Origin of the sequence: Streptomyces flavofungini (assembly GCF_014650815.1) — a bacterium.
Lineage (GTDB): Bacteria > Actinomycetota > Actinomycetes > Streptomycetales > Streptomycetaceae > Streptomyces > Streptomyces flavofungini.
This window is the reverse complement of record NZ_BMVR01000024.1, coordinates 1-20,574: the sequence shown is the minus strand read 5'-3', so window position 1 is coordinate 20,574 and position 20,574 is coordinate 1. Positions and strand designations below refer to the sequence as shown.

The 20,574-nt window shown below is 73.2% G+C and carries 16 protein-coding genes; 9 read left to right on the top strand and 7 right to left on the bottom strand.

Annotation, left to right across the window (positions count from 1 at the left end; translation table 11 throughout):
• Window positions 1–53: 53 nt before the first annotated feature.
• Complete coding sequence (locus IE274_RS37335; protein WP_190120395.1) at window positions 54–743, bottom strand: response regulator; 690 nt, start codon at window positions 741–743, stop codon at window positions 54–56.
• Window positions 740–1,981, bottom strand: a complete 1,242-nt coding sequence (locus tag IE274_RS37330; protein WP_190120394.1) for a sensor histidine kinase — start codon at window positions 1,979–1,981, stop codon at window positions 740–742. Before IE274_RS37330 ends, IE274_RS37335 begins: the two co-directional genes overlap by 4 nt.
• A 132-nt stretch (window positions 1,982–2,113) precedes the next feature.
• Between IE274_RS37330 and IE274_RS37325 the strand changes: the two genes are divergently transcribed.
• Window positions 2,114–3,025 (top strand): ABC transporter ATP-binding protein, encoded by a 912-nt coding sequence (locus IE274_RS37325; protein WP_190120393.1) that lies wholly within the window; start codon window positions 2,114–2,116, stop codon window positions 3,023–3,025.
• Window positions 3,022–3,879, top strand: a complete 858-nt coding sequence (locus IE274_RS37320) for an ABC transporter permease (protein ID WP_190120392.1) — start codon at window positions 3,022–3,024, stop codon at window positions 3,877–3,879. Before IE274_RS37325 ends, IE274_RS37320 begins: the two co-directional genes overlap by 4 nt.
• A gap of 18 nt (window positions 3,880–3,897) precedes the next feature.
• Here IE274_RS37320 and IE274_RS37315 read toward each other — a convergent pair whose 3' ends face one another.
• A complete protein-coding gene (locus tag IE274_RS37315) occupies window positions 3,898–5,094 on the bottom strand; it encodes a S1 family peptidase (RefSeq protein ID WP_190120391.1) in 1,197 nt (398 codons plus the stop codon).
• Between the two features lie 386 nt (window positions 5,095–5,480).
• Between IE274_RS37315 and IE274_RS37310 the strand changes: the two genes are divergently transcribed.
• The 4 genes from IE274_RS37310 (at window position 5,481) to IE274_RS37295 (ending at window position 10,862) form a co-directional block, all read left to right on the top strand.
• On the top strand, window positions 5,481–6,524 hold the full coding sequence (locus IE274_RS37310) for a hypothetical protein (protein WP_190120390.1): 1,044 nt from the start codon (window positions 5,481–5,483) through the stop codon (window positions 6,522–6,524).
• 36 nt (window positions 6,525–6,560) lie between these two features.
• Window positions 6,561–7,808 carry a DUF6777 domain-containing protein gene (locus tag IE274_RS37305; RefSeq protein WP_190120389.1) on the top strand — a complete coding sequence of 416 codons (1,248 nt, stop codon included), beginning with the start codon at window positions 6,561–6,563 and terminating at the stop codon, window positions 7,806–7,808.
• A gap of 68 nt (window positions 7,809–7,876) precedes the next feature.
• Window positions 7,877–9,994 (top strand): SpoIIE family protein phosphatase, encoded by a 2,118-nt coding sequence (locus IE274_RS37300; protein WP_190120388.1) that lies wholly within the window; start codon window positions 7,877–7,879, stop codon window positions 9,992–9,994.
• Between the two features lie 7 nt (window positions 9,995–10,001).
• Window positions 10,002–10,862: an Fpg/Nei family DNA glycosylase gene (locus tag IE274_RS37295; protein WP_190120387.1), complete on the top strand. Its 861-nt coding sequence runs from the start codon at window positions 10,002–10,004 to the stop codon at window positions 10,860–10,862.
• 177 nt (window positions 10,863–11,039) lie between these two features.
• Here IE274_RS37295 and IE274_RS37290 read toward each other — a convergent pair whose 3' ends face one another.
• Window positions 11,040–11,714 (bottom strand): zf-HC2 domain-containing protein, encoded by a 675-nt coding sequence (locus IE274_RS37290; RefSeq protein ID WP_190120386.1) that lies wholly within the window; start codon window positions 11,712–11,714, stop codon window positions 11,040–11,042.
• 134 nt (window positions 11,715–11,848) lie between these two features.
• Window positions 11,849–12,364: a hypothetical protein gene (locus tag IE274_RS37285; RefSeq protein ID WP_190120385.1), complete on the bottom strand. Its 516-nt coding sequence runs from the start codon at window positions 12,362–12,364 to the stop codon at window positions 11,849–11,851.
• A gap of 290 nt (window positions 12,365–12,654) precedes the next feature.
• Here IE274_RS37285 and IE274_RS37280 point away from each other — a divergent pair, with 290 nt between their 5' ends.
• On the top strand, window positions 12,655–13,923 hold the full coding sequence (locus tag IE274_RS37280; protein WP_229910071.1) for a CapA family protein: 1,269 nt from the start codon (window positions 12,655–12,657) through the stop codon (window positions 13,921–13,923).
• Between the two features lie 49 nt (window positions 13,924–13,972).
• Here IE274_RS37280 and IE274_RS37275 read toward each other — a convergent pair whose 3' ends face one another.
• Window positions 13,973–15,436, bottom strand: a complete 1,464-nt coding sequence (locus IE274_RS37275; RefSeq protein WP_190120384.1) for an amino acid permease — start codon at window positions 15,434–15,436, stop codon at window positions 13,973–13,975.
• Between the two features lie 132 nt (window positions 15,437–15,568).
• Window positions 15,569–16,039, bottom strand: a complete 471-nt coding sequence (locus tag IE274_RS37270) for a universal stress protein (protein WP_190120383.1) — start codon at window positions 16,037–16,039, stop codon at window positions 15,569–15,571.
• A 135-nt stretch (window positions 16,040–16,174) separates the two neighbouring features.
• On the opposite strand from IE274_RS37270, the gene lysX reads away from it, so the two are divergent.
• Window positions 16,175–19,549: a bifunctional lysylphosphatidylglycerol synthetase/lysine--tRNA ligase LysX gene (gene lysX / locus IE274_RS37265; protein WP_229910070.1), complete on the top strand. Its 3,375-nt coding sequence runs from the start codon at window positions 16,175–16,177 to the stop codon at window positions 19,547–19,549.
• Between the two features lie 107 nt (window positions 19,550–19,656).
• Window positions 19,657–20,523: a polysaccharide deacetylase family protein gene (locus IE274_RS37260; protein WP_190120434.1), complete on the top strand. Its 867-nt coding sequence runs from the start codon at window positions 19,657–19,659 to the stop codon at window positions 20,521–20,523.
• Window positions 20,524–20,574 lie beyond the last annotated feature (51 nt).

The window sequence follows — 20,574 nt, the reverse complement described above, 5'->3', positions numbered from 1 at the left end:
TGCCGGGCGCCGCTCGGCGGCTCCCGTGGGCCGAGGGTGCCCCGCCGCCCGGTTCAGCGGGGTGGCCCCACCAGACCCGTCTCGTACGCGATGATCACGAGCTGCACCCGGTCGCGGGCCCCCAGCTTGGACAGCAGCCGCGTCACATACGTCTTGGCCGTGGCGACGCTGATGTGCAGCCGCTCGGCGATCTCGGGGTTGGACAGGCCGCCGCCGACGAGGGTCAGGACCTCGCGCTCGCGGTCGGTGATGCCCGCGACGTCCCGGGGTGGCGGGGCGGCGGCGGGGCGGTCGGCGAACTCCTTGATCAGGCGGCCGGTGACGCTCGGCGCGATCAGTCCGTCCCCGGCCGCGACGACGCGGACGGCGGCGAGGATCTCGTCGATCGCCATGTCCTTGACCAGGAACCCGGAGGCTCCGGCGCGCAGCGCCCCGTACACGTAATCGTCGTCGTCGAACGTCGTCAGGACGACGATGCGGGTGGCGTCCGTCGCCCCCGTGATCAGGCGGGTGGCCTCGATGCCGTCCATACCGGGCATCCGGATGTCCATGACCACGACGTCGGGGCCGAGCTCCGCGGTCAGGCGAACCGCCTCGGCGCCGTTCCCGGCCTCGCCGACGACTTCGAGGTCGTCGGCCTCGGAGATGACCATCTGCAGCGCCGTACGCACCAGCGGCTGGTCGTCGGCCAGGACGACGCTGACGGGCCGCCGGTCGTCGGCCGGGGCGGTGGGCGCCGTCATCGCACATCCGCGGGAACGGGCAGCCGTGCCGCCACGCGGAAGCCGCCCTCGGGACGCGGCCGCGCGCTGAACTCCCCGTGCAGCAGGCCGACCCGCTCACGCATGCCGAGCAGGCCGTAGCCGGGGGCGTCCACGGCCGTGCTCCGGACCGCCCCCGCCCCGCCGTCGGCCGCCGCCTCGTTGCCGGGTCCGCCGTCGAGGACCTCGATCGTCAGCTCGTCGTCACGGCGGTCGACGGTCACCCGGCAGGAGCGGGTGCCCGCGTGCCGCACCACATTGGTGACCGCCTCCTGGATGATGCGGTACGCCGACACGTCGATCTCCGGCGGCACCGGCCGGAGTTCGCCGAGCCAGCGCACGTCGACGCGCACACCCGCGGCCGTGGTGGTCTGCGCGAGCCGGTCCACGTCGGCGAGGCCGAGGCCCGGGTCGAGCGGGGCCGTCTCCCGCGCCCTGCCCGGTTCCGGGGTGCGCAGCGCGCCGAGCATGCGGCGCAGGCCGGAGAGCGTCTCGCGGCTCGCCGTCTCGATCTCGCCGAGGGCGCCGCGGGCCCGCTCGGGCTGCGTGCCGATGACGCGGCGCGCCGCGCCGGACTGGAGGGCGATGATGCCGATGCTGTGCGCGACCATGTCGTGCAACTCGCGTGCGATGCGGAGCCGTTCGGCGGTGACGGCCCGGGCGGCGGCCTGCTCGCGCAGCTGCTCGGCGTGGAGCCGGGACTGGTGGGACGCGTCGCCGAGAAGCCAGGCGACGACGGCCGTCAGCGCGACCGTCAGCTCCGCCGAGGTCCCGACGACCCAGCCGAACGCGAGGCGCGTGAGCAGATATCCGGTGAGCGTGCCGAGCGCCATGGCAAGGGCGGCGATCCCGGTCCGGCGCGGCCGTGTCGCGGCGATGACGTACACCGCGACGTCGGCCGCCACGAACTGCAGCAGTGGGATCTCGGCCACGCTCAGCGGCGTCGAGGCGCCCGCAGCGGCGAGCAGGATCAGGACGAGCCCGGCGAGCGGGCTCCGGTGCAGGCGGCGGCTGCCCTCGAAGGCCAGCGCGGTCGTCACGGCCAGCATCACCATGCCGTCCCAGCGGAAGAAGATGACTCCCTGCTGCGCGGGCTGGGCCTCACCCGGGAGCCGGAACCGGAAGAGGAACGTCAGGGCCGACCCCACCAGCCAGGCCAGCGCCGTCCACGTATGCGGCGGCACGCGCTTGAACGGGGGCTGCGGTGGTGTCACGGACATGTCGACATCGTAAGCGCGTGATCAACGGCGGGGATCGGCCCACGGGTGTACAACCAGGGTCGACACCGGGCGGCCCGGATTGTCGGCGGCGGGCCGATGCCCGACGGCCCCCGCTCCCGGCACCGTTGACGCATGATCGAAGTCAAGGACCTGACCAAGCGCTACGGCGCGACGACGGCCGTCAAGGACCTCACGTTCACGGTGCGGCCCGGATACGTCACGGGCTTCCTCGGGCCGAACGGCGCGGGCAAGTCCACCACCCTGCGCATGATCCTCGGCCTGAACCAGCCGACGGGCGGCACCGTCACCGTCGGCGGGCGCTCCTTCCGCGACCGACCGCGCGGCCTGCGCCATGTGGGCGCGCTGCTCGACGCGGGCGACATGCACGGCGGCCGCAGCGCCGCCGCGCACCTCGCCGTGCTCGCCCGCAGCAACCGCATCCCGCGCCGCCGCGTGGACGAGGTCCTCGCGGAGGTCGGGCTCGCCGGGGCGGCGGGACGGCGCCGCATCGGGGGGTTCTCGCTCGGCATGCGGCAGCGCCTCGGTATCGCCGCCGCGCTGCTCGGCGATCCGCCGGTGCTCCTCTTCGACGAGCCGCTCAACGGGCTCGACCCGGAAGGCGTGCTGTGGGTGCGCGGCCTGTTCCGGCGCCTGGCCGCCGAGGGCCGCACCGTCTTCGTGTCCAGCCATCTGATGTCCGAGATGGAGAACACGGCCGACGAGCTGATCGTCATCGGGCGCGGCGAGCTGATCGCCGCCGAGAGCCTCACCCGGTTCGCGGCCCGGGGCACCGGGGCGAACGTCACCGTGCGCACCCCGCGCGCCGCCGACCTGGCGGACGTCCTGACCGCCGCGGGCGCCGTGGTCCACCAGGACGGGCCGCTGCTCACCGTCACCGGCCTGGACGCGGCCCGCGTCGGCGACCTCGCCTGCCGCCACGCCCTGCCGCTGCACGAACTGGCCCCACGCTCGGCGTCCTTGGAGGAGGCCTTCATGGAACTCACCGCCCAAAGCGCCGACTACCTCGCGGGAGAAGCACGATGACCACAGGGACTGCCACCGGTACCGCCCCCTACGAGGCCGGGACGACCGGCGATCCTGCCGCCCGCTTCCGCGACCTCCTCGCCGCGGAGTGGCTGAAGCTCTGGTCGCTGCGGTCGACGCCGTGGGCGTACCTGATCACCGCGCTCGCCGTGATCGGCTTCAACGTGGGCCAGGCGTACGACACGTACCGCTACTGGACGGACGAGAACGCGGGTGACGCGGACAAGTTCATCCGCGACGGCATCCCCCTCGCCGAGGCCTTCACGTCCAACGCCGTCGTGATCCACCTCCTCGCGGCCGGGGCCATCGGCGCCGTGACGGTCGTGGGGGAGTACGGCACCGGGCTCATCCGGACGACGTTCGCGGCCGTCCCCGCCCGCCGCGCGGTGATGGCGGCCAAGGCCGCCGTGGTCGCGGTGGTGACCACCGCGTTCGGCGCCCTCGTCGCCTTCGTGTCCTTCTTCTCGACGCAGGCGATCCTGTCCGCCCGGGACATCGGCGTCTTTCTGGACCACCCCGGCGCGCTGCGCGTCGTCGCGGCGTCCGCGCTGCTCACGCCCGTCGCCGCGCTGGTGGGCATGGCGATCGGCACGCTCCTGCGCCACATGGGCAGCACCATGATCGTCACCGTCGCGACGCTTCTGGTGCTGCCCATGGTCGTCAGCCCGGACCGCTACTGGTCGGCCCTCATCGCCCACGCCCTGCCGTTCCCCGCCTGGCGGCGGCTGACCGAGCCCGGCGCGCACTTCGAGGCGTACCCCTGGTCGACGGGGGGCGCCTGGACCGTGTACGCGCTGTGGGCGCTGGCCGCCGTGGCGGTCACCGTGTTCAGCGTGGACCGAAGGGACCAGTGAGGGGGACCGAGGATCGGCTCAGTTCGTGTTGAGCGTCAGGCCGTAGTGCCGCAGCGTGTCGTCCAGCGGCTGGAAGTAGGACGAGCCCTGGTCGTTCACCCCGCCGCAGGACTGGTCCGTCGGGCCGCCCGAGGTCATGCCCTGGGCCTGGTTGCCCGCGATGTACGCGCCGCCGCTGTCGCCGCCCTCGACGCAGACCGTGGACCGGCCGAGACCGGTGACCACGGTGTCCGGGCCGCCGTTGCGGTCGGTGTAGGTGACGGTGACGTCGTACGCGTTGACCTTGCCGCAGGTCCAGCCCGTCGTCGAGCCGGACTTGCAGAGGCTCGCGCCGACCGCCGCGCGCTGGCTGCCGCGCACCGCGACCGAGGCGCCGTTGCCCCAGGTACCGACCGATGTCGTGATGGAGGAGCCCGCGTCGACCGTCGCCAGGCCCATGTCCACGCTGTCGCGGCCGAGTACGAAGCGGGTCGTCGAGCCGGAGGCGAACTTGGAGCCGTCGAAGTAGAGGCCCGGGTTGCCGGTCACGCAGTGGCCGGCGGTGACGAGGTACTGCCGACCCGCGGAGTTCTTTGCCCCGAAGCCGACCGAGCACCACGAGCCGGGATTGTTGTTGATGTTCATCCGGCTGCCCGGAGCGACGGCCGCCTTCGCCTGGAGCTCGCGGTCGCTCTTGACTATTCGGACGGCGTCCCCGTATCCACGGGCCTTCTTCAGGAAGGCACGCGCGGCCGGGGTCGCGGAGTCGGTCACGGTCACCTTGACCGTGTCGGAGGCCAGGTCGGCTTCCCAGGAGGCGACGCCGCTCGGGACGCGCTTGGCCGCCGCGGTGTCGAGGGCGGCGGTGATGCGTGTCAGTTCGGCCTCGCCGCGGCCGGGTATGCGGGCGGTCAGGCCGGTGGCCTTCACCTTCTTCGCCTCGCGGGCGGCACCGACGTTCACCGTCAGCGTGCCCTTCGCGTCGAAGAACGCGCCGTCCGTCCGCACGCCGTCCTGGCGCAGCCGGTTCAGTCTCCGCTGCTGGTCGGCCTGTTCGTCGAGGTGTCTCACGGCGGCGGAGTCGCTCACGCCGAGGGTGTCCGCCAGGGCCTCGATCATCTGCGGTTCGTAGCGCGGTGCGGGGGGAGCGTCGGCTTGGGCGCCGGTGGCGCCGGTGGTGGCCACCAGGGCTCCGGCCGCGGCGGCGGCGAGGAGGTAATGCCGAGCATGCGCCATCTGAATGCCTTTCAACTGAGTGGGGGCTCATGGCGGTTCGGTGCACCGGGGTGGGGTCATTCGGTGCACCGAACCGCCATCGGCGCGGAACGCGGGATTTCCCGGACCGGGCCGTGGGCGAAACCCTCCCGTTGGTCCGGGCGGTCACACAAGGCATCGCGGGGCACGGGGTCTTAAGGCGAAAGACGTAAACACTTAATGCGCGAACTCGGGGAAAGCGAAGGCACCGGAGAGCGACGCGGGCGCAACGATCGGTGCTCGTCCAGGGGTTGGCGCGGGCAGAAAGTGATGCGGAAGCGGCGTTCCGGATATTGACGTAAGCGGCCTCGGCGGGGTTTGGTAGCGGAGCCGTGGGTCGTCATCTGTCATGCCGGGAGGCGGAATTCGTGACGGATACATCCGGGCTGACGCCGAGCAAGCCGAACAACGGGGAAACCGATACGGAATCGGTCCTTTCACCGGCCTTGTCGGTGGCACGCCCCGCTCCGTTCGCCGCCGCTCTGCGCGAGGCGGTACGTCTGCGCGGGCTCCCCCTGGACCGTATCTGCGAGCGATTGTCCGCCCGCGGCATCCGGCTGACCCCCGCGACCCTCAGCTACTGGCAGCGCGACCGCACCCGGCCCGAGCGCTCCGACTCACTGCGCGCGGTGGTCGCCCTGGAGAGCATCCTCGACCTGCCGCCCGGCGGGCTCTCCGCGCTGCTGCCGCCCCAGCGCCCGCGCGGACGGCGTGCCGCCCGCACCGACGAGCACGCGACCCGCCGTTTGTACGGCCAGGAGTCCTGGCAGGAGCAGGCGCTCGGGGACGCCTTCGCGGACTTCAACCGGGACATCGTCGTGCTCCTCACCCGCGAGGTCCTGCACCTGGACCGGCGCGGCTGCGTCCGCCACCTGATCGTGAATCACCTGGTCCGCGCCGTCGCCGACGGACCGGAGCAGATGATGAATCTGCACTTTCTGGACGACCCCGACGGCGGGCTGCCCGAGGCGACCGTGCACTGCGGGCGGCTGGAGTCGCTGCGGCAGGACGCGGCCTCGGGCGGAGTGATGCTTCAGATCGGCTTCGGCCGTCCGCTGACGCTGGGCGAGACCATGGCCGTCGAGTACGAGATCCGTGCCGACCCCTACGACCGCCCGACGGGATTCCACGAGCGCGGCATACGCGGCAACCAGGACTGCTACCTCCTGCACGTGTACTTCCCGCACGACCGCCGCCCGGCGCTCTGCCAGTCGTACTACCGCGAGAACTCCTCCGCACCGCAGCGCAAGGTGCGCCCCCTGGCCGTGGACACCTCGGGCACGGCTCATCTGTACGCCGCGCAGTGCCGACAGGGCATCTACGGCATGAGCTGGCGGTGGCCGGACGACAGCTCTTCCCAGGGTCCGTCCCGTCTCCGTTTGCGGGGCACCGCTCCGCCCGCCAGACAATGAGGGACGAATGCCCCGGCAACAGGCGGGAGACCCCCCGTGCGCGCAGCCACCAGAACGTGGGCCACGGCCCTCGGGATATCCGCGGCGCTGACCGTCGCGGGATGCTCCGGGTCGGACAGCGGCGGCCAGGAGAAGAAGCAGGCCGACAGCGGCCGTGAGCTGTTCCTGGAACCCGTGGCCGCCCAGGGCCCGGACCCCTTCACGGACTCCACGGCACGGACCACCGCGACCCCGCCACCCGTCACCCGTTCGCCGCAACCGTCCCCCAGCGGCTCCTCCTCGCCCGCCGACCAGGGCCTGCGCGCCCTCGCGGGCGGTACCCCCGGCCTGTACGGCGGCACCCACCGGATCGGGAGCTGCGACGTCGGGCAGCAGATCCGCTTCCTGACCGCCGAACCGGCGCGGGCCCGCGCCTTCGCCGGGGCGGCCGGCGTCGCGCAGGACGGCATCCCCGCCTACCTGCGGGGCCTGACCCCCGTCGTGCTGCGCGCGGACACCCGCGTCACCAACCACGGCTACCGCGCCGGGCGCGCCACCGCCTTCCAGTCCGTCCTCCAGGCCGGTACCGCCGTCCTCGTCGACGATCGCGGCCTGCCCCGGGTGCGCTGCGCCTGCGGCAACCCGCTGCAGCCACCGGTCGCCTTCCGGCAGACCCCGACCCACAGCGGTCAGCAGTGGCAGGGCTACCGGCCCACCAAGGTCATCGTGGTGACGCCCGCGCCCCGGCCGATCAATGTCATCGTCATCGTGAACATCGTCAACAACACCTGGATCGAGCGGCGGACCGGCGACGAGCACGGCGAGGACGACCACCCCGTGCCGCCCCCGGAACCGTCGCCCACGGACCCGTCGGACTCCACCGACCCCTCGGATTCCACCGACCCCTCGGATTCCACCGACCCGTCGGACTCCACGGACCCCAGCGACTCCGGCGACCCGGACGGGACCCGCGACCCCGACGAACTGCAGGACCCGTCCGACGGCACGGACCCGTCAGACCCCTCAGATCCCTCGGATCCCTCCGGCCTCCTCGACCCGTCGGACCCCACGGACCCCTCCGGTCCGTCCGACCGCGACCCAGGCCCCAGCAGCCCCGACGAGGACGACGGCACGTCCCTCGCCTGCCCCACCCTCAAGCCGCCCACGGGCCCGGCTGACGTCCCCAGCGTCCCGATCCCGCCCGGCTGCCCCTCACCCGGCACCGGCGACGGCCTCGACCCCGGCACGCCGGGCAGCGGCCCGCACGCCGAGCCGCCGCCCGGGGGCGGCGCCCTCGACGGCTGACGACGGCCGCGCCGCAGCTCGGCCGCCGTCCACATGCGGCCGTCCGAGGGTCGGCCTAGCGTTGGCCCATGGACGCGGGCACGGGCGGTGTCGAGGCAGCGATGCGGCGCTGCGGCGGCAGCTCCGCATCCGCTCCCGCCTGCTGCTTCCTCGACACCTACGGTTCCGGGCTCGGGATGGGCAGCTTCGAGTGGGACCTCAGGAGCGGCGTGCTGCTCCTGGACGACGAGGGCCTCGCCCTGTTCGACCTGCGGCGCGACGAGTTCGACAACCGCCCGCAGAGCCTCGCCGTCCGGGTGCCGCCGGGGGAGGCCCACCGCCTCGACGTCCAGGTGTCGCAGGCCCTCAAGAGCGGCGACACCGGCTACGGCGCGTACTTCCGGGTCCGGCTGCGCGACGGCAGCCTGCACTGGCGGCACACCCAGGGCCACGTCCTGAGCGACGGCTCCGAGCGCCCGCAGCGCATCGTGGGCATCCTGCGCGACGCCACCAGGGAACTGAGCGACGGCACCGCGCACCGCGAGCGCGTGGAGGCGGAGGCGGACCGGCGCCGCCGCACCAGCGTCGTCCAGGGCACCACGGCCGCACTCGCGCACGCCCGGACCGTCGCCGACGTCATCGACGTCCTGAGCGACGCCCAGGGCCTCGCGCACCTCGGCGCCTCGCACCTCGTGATGGGCCTGGTCGAGGCCGGCCGGATCCGGCTCGTCGCGGAGGGCCCGCCGGAGGGCTACGTGCCCGGCACCCGCCTCACGCGCGTCGACGAGGCGTACCCCATGAGTGAGGCCGTGCGCACGCTCTCGCCGCGCTACATCGAGACGCCGGAGGAGTTCGCCGCCTCGTACCCGCTGCTCTGGCCGCACATCGAGCACCTGGGCATCGCCTCGGCCGCGTACCTGCCGCTGATCGCCCAGGCCAGGCCGCTCGGCGTGCTCGGCCTGCTCTACCAGGACCGCACCGGCTTCACCCAGGAGGAGCGCACCGTCCTGGTCGCGCTCGGCAGCAGCATCGCGCAGAGCCTGCAGCGGGCGATGTTCTACGAGCAGGAGAAGGACCTCGCCCAGGGCCTCCAGCAGGCGATGCTGCCCCGCTCCATCCCCGGCGTGCCCGGCGCCGACATCGCCGTGCGCTACCGCAGCGCGGCGGTCGGCCGGGACATCGGCGGCGACTGGTACGACGTGATCCCGCTGCCCGGCGGCCGCGTCGGCGCCGTCATCGGCGACGTCCAGGGCCACGACACGCACGCCGCCGCCGTCATGGGCCAACTGCGCATCGTGCTGCGCGCGTACGCCGCCGAGGGCCACACCCCCGCCACCGTCATGGCCCGCGCCTCCGGCTTCCTGCACGAACTCGACACCGAGCGCTTCGCCACCTGCCTGTACGCGGAGACCGACCTCAGCACCGGCGTGGTGCAGCTCGTGCGCGCCGGGCACATCGACCCGCTGCTCCGCCTCACCGACGGCACCTGCCGCCGCGTGCCCGTCGAGGGCGGCCTCCCGCTCGGCCTCTCCGCCGAGTTCGGACGCCTCGACTACCCCGTCACCACTCTCGAACTCGACCCCGGCCAGATGCTGCTGCTCTACACCGACGGCCTCGTCGAGGAGCCCGGCGCGGACCTCGACGACGGCACCCAGGCGCTCGCCGAGATGGTCTCCGTCGGCCCCGACGACCTGGAGGCGCTGGCCGACCTGCTGTGCGGGCGCCTGGACGACGGGCGGGGCGACGACGACGCCGCGCTGCTGTTGCTGCGCCGCCGCGTGATGGACGCGCCGCGCTCCGGCGGCCGCCTCCAGCAGCACGTCGCGCCGAACGACCCGGAGGCCCTAGCGGAGGCACGGCACATGATCCGGGCAGCCGTGCGCGCGTGGGGCGCCCGGGACCGGGCCGACGAGATCGAGCTGGCCGCCGACGAGCTGATCACCAACGCCCTGATGCACACCGAGGGCACCGCCATCGTGACGCTGCGGGTCGTCTCCGGCGCCGACCGGCGGCTGCGCGTGGACGTCGAGGACTCCTCCAGCGCGCTGCCCCGGCTGCGGGCGGCCTCGGACGACGGGGTGTCCGGGCGCGGGCTGCTGCTCGTGGACCGGCTCGCGGACGTGTGGGGTGTCGACTCACGCGGCGGCGGGAAGTGCGTGTGGTGCGAGTTCATCGTGCCCGCGCGCGACGGGACGGGCGAAGGGTGAGGCTGCCATGCCGGAACTGCCGGAGGTCGAGGCCCTGCGGGACTTCCTCGCCACGGAGCTGACAGGGCGTGAGATCGTCCGGGTGCTGCCGGTGGCCATCAGCGTCCTGAAGACGTACGACCCGCCGGTGACCGCCCTCGAAGGGCGCGAGGTGACGGGTGTGGCCCGGTACGGCAAGTTCCTCGCCGTCGACGCGGGCGGCCTGCACCTCGTCACGCACCTCGCCCGCGCGGGCTGGCTGCGGTGGCAGGACCCGCTGCCGAGCGGCCCGCCGAAGCCCGGCAAGGGGCCGCTGGCCCTGCGCGTGGCGCTCGCGACCGGCGCGGGCTTCGACCTCACGGAGGCCGGTACGCAAAAGCGCCTCGCCGTGTACGTCACCGACGCCCCCGCCGCGCTGCCCGGCATCGCTCGCCTCGGCCCCGACCCGCTGGCGGCGGACTTCACCCTGGAGCGGTTCGCCGGCCTCCTGGACGGTGAACGGCGCCGCATCAAGGGCGCGTTGCGCGACCAGAGCCTCATCGCGGGCATCGGCAACGCCTACAGCGACGAGATCCTGCACGCCGCCCGCATGTCGCCGTACAAGCTCGCGGGCAGCCTCTCCGAGGAGGAGACGGAGCAGTTGTACGGGGCACTGCGGTCGACGCTGGACGAGGCGGTGACGCGCTCGCACGGCCTCGCGGCGGCGCGGCTGAAGTCGGAGAAGAAGTCCGGCCTGCGCGTGCACGGGCGGGCGGGGTTGCCGTGCCCGGTCTGCGGCGACACGATCCGCGAGGTGTCCTTCGCGGACTCGTCCCTCCAGTACTGCCCCACCTGCCAGACCGGCGGCAAGCCGCTGGCGGACCGCCGGATGTCGCGCCTGCTCAAGTGACGCGCCCGCTCAAGGGGTACGCGGAGCCAAGGGGCACGCTTCCTGAACGGGCACGCCAGGTCGCGTAACACGCCTGCGCACGTGGCCCGCCGTTCGTGACTCGGTGCACCGGCCGCGCGGTCCGCCGCCGGTGCACGAGTGAGCAACCCCGCTCCCCTGTGCCGGGGTTGCCCACGGCTAGCGCGGCCGCAACGTGAGCAGCCGCTCCCCGCCGGCGTCCCGGACCTCGAACCGGTCGATCCGCTCCGGCGCGAGCGCGGTCCCGCCCCGGGTCTCCCACTCCCGCTCCGCCGCCTGCCCGGGCTGCACCCGCCCCGGCCCCCGCCAGGTCGTCACGACCTCCCGGGACCCGTCGTCCCCGACGGCGACCAGCTCGCACACCCGGCGGCCCCCGCCCCCGTCCCGCACCTGGATCCCGACCTCCGTGCCCCACGCCCGCTCCCGCGCGGTGAGCACGGCCGCCATCCCGCTGCGTCCGTCGTGCGCCGCGACCCGTACCGCCCCGTCGTCCCCGCCCGCGCTCATGACCGCCGCCGCGGGCCCGACGACGGCGAGCACCACGCCCGCGGCGACGGCGCCGAGCCACCGTCGGCGGCGGGTCCGGCGGACGCGTCCGGTCTCGTCGACGAGACGGCCGAGCAGCCGGGGTCCGGGCGCCGCCGCCGGGTCGAAGACGTACGCGACGGACCTGCCGTGGGCCTTCAACAGCCGCGCGGGCGCGGCGAGTTCGGACACCCGGTCCCGGCAGGGGACGCACTCCATGAGGTGATCCTCGAAGCGGAACGCGTCCGCCTCGTCCAGGACGCCGAGCGCGTAGGCGCCGGCGTCACGATGCCGCTCCAGGGGCCTCATGGTGTTCCTTGTCGGTGAGGGTGCTTCTTGCCCTCCCGTACGCAATCGGCCACCGAATCACTCAAGCGCCGACGAGATCGAGTGCCGCCCCGGAAGATTGCGGGGAGGCCGAGCCGGATGCCGAGGGGGAGCTGTCAGAAGAGCTGGATGGCCAGATGCCCGAGCGGCAGGCCGAGCCGCCACGCCGGGGTCCACACCTTGGGCCCGTCGTCCTCGCCGAAGGCCGACCCGCCGCCGGGCACCGCGTCCAGGTCCGGCGCGAGGAGTTCGGTCTCCTCCAGCCAGCGCCAGGCCGCCTCGGCGAGCACGAGGTCGGGCGCCGGGCCGCGGGCGGCCAGCGCGTCGGCGGTGACGCCGTCCATGCGCTCGCGGACCCACTCCTGCCAGGGCTCGTCGTGCGCGGTCAGGGAGAGCCAGGTCTCCAGCTGCGAGACCACGCGGATGCAGGACAGCTCGCCGCGGGTGTCCGACAGGAAGATGGTGAGGGCGAGCGCGTCCCGACCGGCCCGGTACTCGAAGGACGTGGGCGGCATCAGGTCGCCGGTGCGCAGCAACTCGTCCGCGATGTACTCGGCGTACAGCCAGGCCATCGGGACCGTCAGCTCGTCGCCGCCGGGGCCCTGGGTGCCGTCCGTGCTCTCGTGCAGCATCACGCTCCGCCTTCCTGTGCTCCGTGTACGCGTCACCGGCTTCTGGCCCCCCGACCCGGAACACGGATGAGGACAGCCGATTACCCAACGGGGGTGCTGAGCAAGGCGCTTTACGGAGCCTTGACCTTAGGCCCGGTTTCATCGCAGGTCGGGCCGGTTGTGTTCTTCGGGTCACATCACTCTGGGTTTAAGTCCGTTTCGGTGAATTGCACGGCATTGCTCCTTGACTCACCCTTGTATTCGTATGTGGATCGGTTTTACCGAAAACTCCTCATACGGAAGCCCGGTCGATGACACAGCGCACACGCCCCGCCCGGCCCGGCCGCCTCACTCTGAGCAACGGACGCACCCGGCACGCCCGCCGCACCCGCCAGGCCCTGGCCGTCCTCACGGCCGCCCTCGTCGGGGCCACGGCGGCCTGCGCCGCGCAGCAGCCGACCGCCGGGAACGAGCGGGAGCAGAAGCGCGCGCCCGCGCCCCGGCACCCCGCGCCCGCGCCGTCCGCGGCGGGGGGCGGCGCGGGCGCCGCGCGGTCCTTCACCCTCGTCGCCTCCGGCGACGTGCTGCCGCACTCCTCGATCATCCGCAAGGCGAACGCCGACGCGGGCGGCGACGGCTACGACTTCACGCCGATGCTCGCGGGCGCCCGCTCCGTGGTCGCCAAGGCGGACCTGGCGATCTGTCACATGGAGACGGTGTACGGCGCGAACGGCGACTACACGGGCTATCCGTCCTTCAAGTCGCCCCCGCAGGTGGCCACCGCGCTCCGCGCCACCGGCTACGACGCCTGCTCCACCGCGTCCAACCACACCCTCGACGACGGCGCGGAAGGCATCCACCGCACCCTGACCGCCCTCGACCGGGCGGGCGTCAGGCACGCGGGCTCCGGCCGCACGGCCACCGAGGGCCGCTCCCCGGCGTGGCTGCGCGCGGGCGCCGCGAAGGTCGCCCAGCTCGCGTACACGTACGGCACCAACGGCATCCCGCTGCCCAAGGGAAAGCCCTGGTCGGTCAACCTCATCGACAAGGACCGCATCCTGGCCGACGCCCGCGCGGCCCGGCAGGCGGGCGCGGACGTGGTGGTCGTCTCGCTGCACTGGGGCAGTGAGTGGCAGGACGCCCCGGACCGCCGGCAGCTGAGCCTCGGGCGGCGGCTGACGTCCGCGCGCACGGCCGGACGGCCGGACGTCGACCTGATCATCGGCACCCACGCGCACGTCCCGCAGGCCTACGAGAAGGTCAACGGGACCTGGATCGTCTACGGCATGGGCGACCAGATCGCCGGTGACATGATCAACCACGCGGGCGCCCAGGACCCGCGCGGCAATCAGGGCACCGCGGGCCGCTTCACCTTCGCCGCCCCCGAACGGCCGGGGGAGCGCTGGCAGGTGCGCAGGGCCGAGTTCGTGCCGTTCTGGTTCGACACGGACGCGGGCCGCGTCGTCAATCTCAACGCGGCCCTCGACCGCGGCGCGGACGTGGCCGACGTCCGCGACCGCATCCGCCGCATCACCCTCAGCCGCGGGGCGGCCAAGGACGGCCTGGTGATGGGCCGCTAGGGGAGGGGCGGCGGGCGATGGGGACGGCGGGGCCGCGGGGACGGCGGGGCTACGGTGCCTTCTTGTCCGTCGTCCCGGTCCCGGCCCCCGTCCCCGTGTCCGTCTTCGCCAGCTCCGACCTGCGGTAGGAGTACGCGAAGTACACGACCAGACCCAGCGCGAACCACACGGCGAACCGCACCCAGGTCTGCCACTCCAGGAAGGTGATGAGCCAGATGGAGAAGACGACGCCGATCGCGGGCACCACCGGCATGCCGGGGCAGCGGAACGTCCGCGGCAGGTCGGGCTGCTTGTAGCGGAGCACGATGACGGCGACGCACACGACGACGAACGCCAGCAGGATGCCGATGTTGGTGAGTTCGGCCGCCTCGCCGATCGGCAGGAACCCGGCGATGGCGGCGGAGGCGACGCCCACGATCCAGGTGACGCGCGTCGGCACGTGCCGGGTCTCGCTGGTCTTCGCGAACCACTTGGGCAGCAGCCCGTCGCGGCTCATCGAGAACCACACGCGCGTGCAGCCCAGCATGAACGTGAACATCACGGTGAGGATGCCGATGATCGCGCCGACGGCGATGACGTCCGCGAGCCCGCCGAGGCCCGCCGCCTTGAAGGCCGAGGAGAAGCCGCTCTCCGGGTCGATGTCCTTGTAGTCCTGCATGCCGGTGAGGACCAGGCAGGCGAGGACGTACAGGACCATCGAGACGGCGAGCGAGTACAGGATCGCCTTCGGCATGTGGCGCTGCGCGTCCTTGGACTCCTCGGCGGCCGTGCTCATCGCGTCGTACCCGAAGACCGCGAAGAACACCGTGGCCGCACCCGTGAAGGCGCCGCTGACGCCGAACGGGAAGAACGGCGAGTAGTTGCCGGTCTCGACGTGGAAGAAGCCCACGCCGATGACGAGCAGGACGACGAGGACCTTCAGGACGACGACGATCATCTCGAAGCGCGCCGCGTTCTTGATGCCAAGGGTGAGCATGTACGCGATGAACAGACACAGGACGGCGGCGAACAGGTCGACCTTGTGGCCGTCACCGGTGCCGGGCGCGCCCAGCATCCACGTCGGCAGCTCCGCGCCCATGTCGTTGAGCAGGAAGTTGAAGTAACCGGAGATGCCGATCGCGACCACCGCGACGATCGCCGTGTACTCCAGGATCAGGTCCCAGCCGATGAACCAGCCGACCAGCTCGCCGAGGACCGCGTACCCGTAGGTGTAGGCCGAGCCCGCCTTCGGGATGAGTCCCGCGAACTCCGCGTAGGAGAACGCGGCCGCGGCGCTCGCCACGCCCGCGATCAGGAACGAGATGAGGACCGCGGGGCCCGCCTTCTCGTTGGCGACGGTGCCCGCGAGCGTGAAGATGCCCGCCCCGATGATGCCGCCCACGCCGATCGCGGTGAGCTGCCACAGGCCGAGAGTGCGGGTGAGCTGGCCGCCCGCACCGCCCGTCTCGGTGTCGTCGATGCGGTCGATGGGCTTGCGGCGCAGGACGCCCTGCCCCGGTCGTAGTCCGGCCATGAGCCTCACCTCTTCGCTGGCGGCGGTCGGCTGATGGCCGATCATGATGGCCCAGCGGTCCGGGGCGGGGAAGACGCCACGCACCCGCCGCACGGGCGGGCGCGCGCCGGGGGCGAGGTTCGCCCGGTCGGCCTACGGCACCACGGTGACCGGCCAGCGCCCCGACTTCACCAGGCGCACCGCGACCGAGCCGACGATGCGGTGCCCGGCCTGCTCGGACGCGCCGACGACGACGGCGTCCGCCGTGAGCTCGTCGGCGGCGGTGACCAGGCCGTTGTAGGGGTCGCCGCGGAAGGTGTGGAACTCCCAGCGCACGTCGAATATCCCCTTCACGCGCTCCGTGGCGTCGCGGATCTCGGCGATCAGGTTCTCCGCGATGGCCTCGGTGGTGTCCGCGACCGGCGCGCCGAGCGCGGCGCCCGCGGCCATGACCGGCTGGACGTAGACGACGGCGAGCAGCGCCCGCTGCCGTCTGGCCAGGCCTCCGGCATATGCCGCAGCGCGCAGGGAGGAGTCCGATCCGTCGACGCCGACGACGATCACCTTCGGCCCGTCGGTGCCGCGTTCGAACTGGTGGGACTGCTCAGGGGCGTCTTCCGTCACTCCCCGAGGCTAGCCCAGGTCCCGGGGGCCCGGGTCCTGGGGTGGTGGGTGCGGCGCCCCGTGCGGGGTGCGATCCCGGCCCCGGGCGGGGTGGCCGACGGGCGCGGCGGGCCGCGGGTTCTTAGAGTCGGGAGCATGAGTGAGTCCGCGGACGAGCCGGGCGGCGCCACGCGCGGCTCCGGCAGCGCACGGGAGCGGGACGCCGTGGCGCCGCGCGAGCGGGAGGCCGGGGCACCCGGCACCCCCGGCGCCGGGCGGCGGCGCGTACTCGGCAGGGTCCCGGAGGGCTTCGCGGTCTTCTTCGGCACCCTCGGCCTGTTCTGCGCCGTCCTCGCCGTCATCGCGCCGCTGCGGCAGCTGATGCGGCCGGTGATCCGCTTCCTCGACCTGATCACCGTCCCCGTCAGCGCCAATCTCGCGTACGCCGTCTTCCTCTTCCTGCTCGCCGCCGCCATCGCCGCCCGCAAGAAGGTCGCGTGGTGGCTCGTCGTCATCTACCTGGGCCTGCTGCTCGCCTTCGACGTCCTCGGGATCGCCCTCGGCTACTGGAGCGAGTCGGTGCCGTCCCTGGTGGTGTGCGGGGTGGCGCTGGTCCTGCTGATCCTGGGGCGCGGCGAGTTCTACGCCGACTCGCGGCGCGGGGCCGTGCGGCGGGCCGTCGGCGTGCTCGCGGCGGGGCTCGGCGTCGCGGTGCTCCTCGGCTGGGGGCTCGTCGAGCTGTTCCCGGGGACGCTGCCGCGCGGGGAGCGGCTGCTGTGGGCGGCCAACCGGGTCTGCGGCGGGCTCATCCACGGCCACGACTACTTCGACGGCTCGCCGCCGCGCCCGCTGTTCTTCTTCCTCGGCCTGTTCGGCGCGCTCGCGCTGTTGAACGCCGCCGCGACGCTGTTCCGCTCGCAGCGCATGGAGGCGGCGCTGCACGGCGACGAGGAGCCCCGCATCCGCGCCCTGCTCGGCCGCTACGGCGACCAGGACTCCCTCGGCTACTTCGCGACCCGGCGCGACAAGGCCGTCGTCTTCTCACCCAGCGGCAAGGCGGCCGTGACCTACCGCGTCGAGGCGGGCGTCTGCCTGGCCAGCGGCGACCCCGTCGGCGACCGGGAGGCCTGGCCGCGCGCGATCGGCGCCTGGCTGGACGTGGCCCGGCGCTACGCCTGGGCGCCGGCCGTGATGGGCGCGTCCGAGGAGGGCGCCAAGGCCTTCGCCCGCGCTGGGCTCGGCGCACTGCAACTGGGTGACGAGGCGATCCTGCACGTGTCCGGCTTCGACCTGGACGGCCGCGACATGCGGGTCACGCGCCAGGCCGTGAACCGGGTCCGCCGCAGCGGCGCCACCGCCCGCGTGCGCCGCCACTCCACCCTCACCGACGAGGAGATGGAGGAGATCATCGACAAGGCCGACGCCTGGCGGGACACCGAGACCGAGCGCGGCTTCTCCATGGCCCTGGACCGGCTCGGCGACCCCGAGGACGGCGACTGCCTGCTCGTCGAGGCCCTGGACGCCGACGGGCGCCTGCTGGCCCTGCTCTCGCTGGTGCCCTGGGGCCGGGACGGCATCTCCCTGGACCTGATGCGCCGCGACCGCAGCGCGCCCAACGGCGTCATGGAGTTCATGGTCGCCGAACTGTGCGCGGTGGCACCGAAGTTCGGGGTGAAGCGGATCTCGCTGAACTTCGCCGTGTTCCGGTCGGTCTTCGAGGAGGGCGGCCGGATCGGCGCGGGCCCGGTGCTCAGGCTCTGGCGCAGGCTGCTGCTCTTCTTCTCCAAGTGGTGGCAGTTGGAGGCCCTGTACCGGTCCAACGCCAAGTACCACCCCGAGTGGTACCCGCGCTTCATCTGTTACGGCGACACCGGCTCCCTCGCCCGCATCAGCCTCGCGTCCGGCATCGCCGAGGGCTTTGTCTCCGTCCCGTCGCTGCGCCAGCTCTGGGGCAAGGGCCACACCAAGCCGCGCGGCGTCACCAAGCCCGCCACCACCGAGGGCCTGCCGTCCCTCACCGCGCTCGGCCTCGGCGCCACCGGCGACGACACCACCCGGGACCCCGTCGAGTCCCTGCCCGAACAGATCCGCATCCGGCACCGCAAACTCGACCGGCTGCGCGCCGACGGCATCGACCCCTACCCGGTCGGCACGCCGCCCCGTACCCACGAACTCGCCGCTATCCGCCCGGAGATGACGGGCGATCAGGTGACGGTCGCGGGCCGTGTCATGCTCGTACGCGACTTCGGCGGCGTCGTCTTCGCCGTGCTGCGGGACTGGTCGGGCGACCTCCAACTGGCCTTCACCCGCGACCGGTCGGAGCCGGACGTCCTGGACGCCTTCACCGCGGGCACCGACATCGGCGACCACATCACCGCCACCGGCGAGGTCGGCCGCAGCGACCGCGGCGAGCTGACCGTCTTCGCCACCTCCTGGCAGCTCACCGGCAAGTGCCTGCGCCCGCTGCCCGACAAGCGCCGCGGCCTCGCCGACCCCGAGGCCAAGGTCCGCCGCCGCTACCTCGACCTGGTCGCGAGCCCCGCCGCCCGCGACGCCGTGCGCGCCCGCTCCACCGCCGTCCAGGCGCTGCGCCAGGGCCTGCTCGACCGCGGCTACCTGGAGGTCGAGACGCCGATGCTCCAGCAGATCCACGGCGGCGCCAACGCCCGCCCCTTCACCACCCACATCAACGCCTACGACCTCGACCTCTATCTGCGCATCGCCCCCGAGCTGTATCTGAAGCGGCTCTGCGTCGGCGGCATGGAGAAGGTCTTCGAGATGGGCCGCACCTTCCGCAACGAAGGCATCTCCTACAAGCACAACCCCGAGTTCACGATGCTGGAGGCCTACCAGGCCTTCGCCGACTACGACGTGATGCTCGACCTGACCCGCGAGCTCATCCAGGGCGCCGCGACCGCCGCCTTCGGCACCCCGATCGCCCGCAAGACCGACGCCGACGGCACCGTCACCGAGTACGACATCTCCGGGGCCTGGCCGGTCAAGACCGTGTACGGGGCGCTCTCCGAGGCGCTCGGCGAGGAGGTCGACGCGGACACCCCGCTGCCCGGCCTGCACCGGCTCTGCGACCGTGCGCACGTCCCGTACACGATCGACGACGGGCGCGGCGACGTCGTCCTCGAAATGTACGAACGCCTCGTCGAGGAGCCGACGACGCTGCCCACCTTCTACAAGGACTTCCCCACCGACGTCTCCCCGCTCACCCGCCAGAACCGCGCCGACCCGCGCCTCGCCGAACGCTGGGACCTCGTCGCCTTCGGCACCGAACTGGGCACCGCTTACTCGGAGTTGACCGACCCCGTCGAACAGCGCCGCCGCCTCACCGCGCAGTCGCTGCTCGCCGCCGGAGGCGACCCCGAGGCGATGGAGCTCGACGAGGACTTCCTCGACGCCCTGGAGTACGCCATGCCGCCCACCGGCGGCCTCGGCATCGGCGTCGACCGGCTCGTCATGTTCCTCACCGGCCTGACCATCCGCGAGACGTTGCCGTTCCCCCTGGTCCGCCGCCGCTGACCGGCCGCCGCGCCCGGGCGCGGCACGGCTGGTCCCATCGGGTGCATTCACGCGCCGCGACAGTGTCGCGGAGGCGTCGCGGCCTTCGGCCATGCGACGGATTAATGATGAAAACCGATCAGATGCCTCCGGGGCGGCGGGCGCTGCTCCGCTGTGCCGCCGTGCTCGGCGTGGCCACCACGGCCCGGCTCCTGACCGCGGACACCGCCGGGACCCCCGGCCGGACCGCCGCCCGGACGGCGGCGGCCGGACCCGCCGCCGGGCCCCAGACCGGCCGCCCGGCCACGTCCCCGGTGCGGGCCTCCGCGTACCGGCTGCGGCCCATGACCGGGTACGGGCCGCAGCGCGGCGCCCCCGCGCGCCCGCCGGTGCGGCGCGCGCCGATCCTGCGCCTTCCGGGCCGCGTCCGCTCCATGGTCCTGAGCTTCGACGACGGGCCCGACCCGCGCTACACCACGGACATCCTGCGCACCCTGCGGCGGCACGACGCCCGCGCGATGTTCTTCGTGTGCGGCGAGATGGCGGCCGCCCACCCGGACCTGCTGCGCGAGATGGTCGACGACGGGCACGTGATCGGCAACCACACCTGGAGCCACCCGCTGCTGCCACGGCTCTCGCGCGCCTCGATCCGCCGTCAGATGGAGCGCACCTGCGACATCGTCGACGCCACGGTGGGGCGGCCGCCGGAATGGTTCCGCGCCCCCTACGGCGCCTGGAACCGGGCGGCCTTCGAACTCGGCGCGGAACTCGGCATGGAACCCCTCGCCTGGACCGTCGACACCCTCGACTGGCGCACCCCCGGCACCGGCACCATCGTGCGCCGCGTCCTCGGCGGCGCGGGCCCCGGTGTCGTGGTGCTCTCGCACGACGCGGGCGGCGACCGCTCGCAGAGCGTGCACGCGCTGCGGGCGTATCTGCCGGAGCTGCTGGACGCGGGGTACCGGCTCACGGTGCCGAGCCGGTACCGGAGCTAGGTGTATTGATCACGAGCGTTGTTAACGCTGGCGGGGCTTGATCATGGCGAA

Excerpts from the sequence above, each read along its gene's own strand:
- IE274_RS37300 (WP_190120388.1), top strand. The coding sequence starts at position 7,877 with ATGGACGCGGGCACGGGCGGTGTCGAGGCAGCGATGCGGCGCTGCGGC.
- IE274_RS37330 (WP_190120394.1), bottom strand. The coding sequence starts at position 1,981 with ATGTCCGTGACACCACCGCAGCCCCCGTTCAAGCGCGTGCCGCCGCAT.
- lysX (WP_229910070.1), top strand. The coding sequence starts at position 16,175 with ATGAGTGAGTCCGCGGACGAGCCGGGCGGCGCCACGCGCGGCTCCGGC.
- IE274_RS37275 (WP_190120384.1), bottom strand. The coding sequence starts at position 15,436 with ATGGCCGGACTACGACCGGGGCAGGGCGTCCTGCGCCGCAAGCCCATC.
- IE274_RS37260 (WP_190120434.1), top strand. The coding sequence starts at position 19,657 with ATGAAAACCGATCAGATGCCTCCGGGGCGGCGGGCGCTGCTCCGCTGT.
- IE274_RS37320 (WP_190120392.1), top strand. The coding sequence starts at position 3,022 with ATGACCACAGGGACTGCCACCGGTACCGCCCCCTACGAGGCCGGGACG.
- IE274_RS37295 (WP_190120387.1), top strand. The coding sequence starts at position 10,002 with ATGCCGGAACTGCCGGAGGTCGAGGCCCTGCGGGACTTCCTCGCCACG.
- IE274_RS37280 (WP_229910071.1), top strand. The coding sequence starts at position 12,655 with ATGACACAGCGCACACGCCCCGCCCGGCCCGGCCGCCTCACTCTGAGC.
- IE274_RS37335 (WP_190120395.1), bottom strand. The coding sequence starts at position 743 with ATGACGGCGCCCACCGCCCCGGCCGACGACCGGCGGCCCGTCAGCGTC.
- IE274_RS37290 (WP_190120386.1), bottom strand. The coding sequence starts at position 11,714 with ATGAGGCCCCTGGAGCGGCATCGTGACGCCGGCGCCTACGCGCTCGGC.
- IE274_RS37315 (WP_190120391.1), bottom strand. The coding sequence starts at position 5,094 with ATGGCGCATGCTCGGCATTACCTCCTCGCCGCCGCCGCGGCCGGAGCC.
- IE274_RS37285 (WP_190120385.1), bottom strand. The coding sequence starts at position 12,364 with ATGCTGCACGAGAGCACGGACGGCACCCAGGGCCCCGGCGGCGACGAG.
- IE274_RS37325 (WP_190120393.1), top strand. The coding sequence starts at position 2,114 with ATGATCGAAGTCAAGGACCTGACCAAGCGCTACGGCGCGACGACGGCC.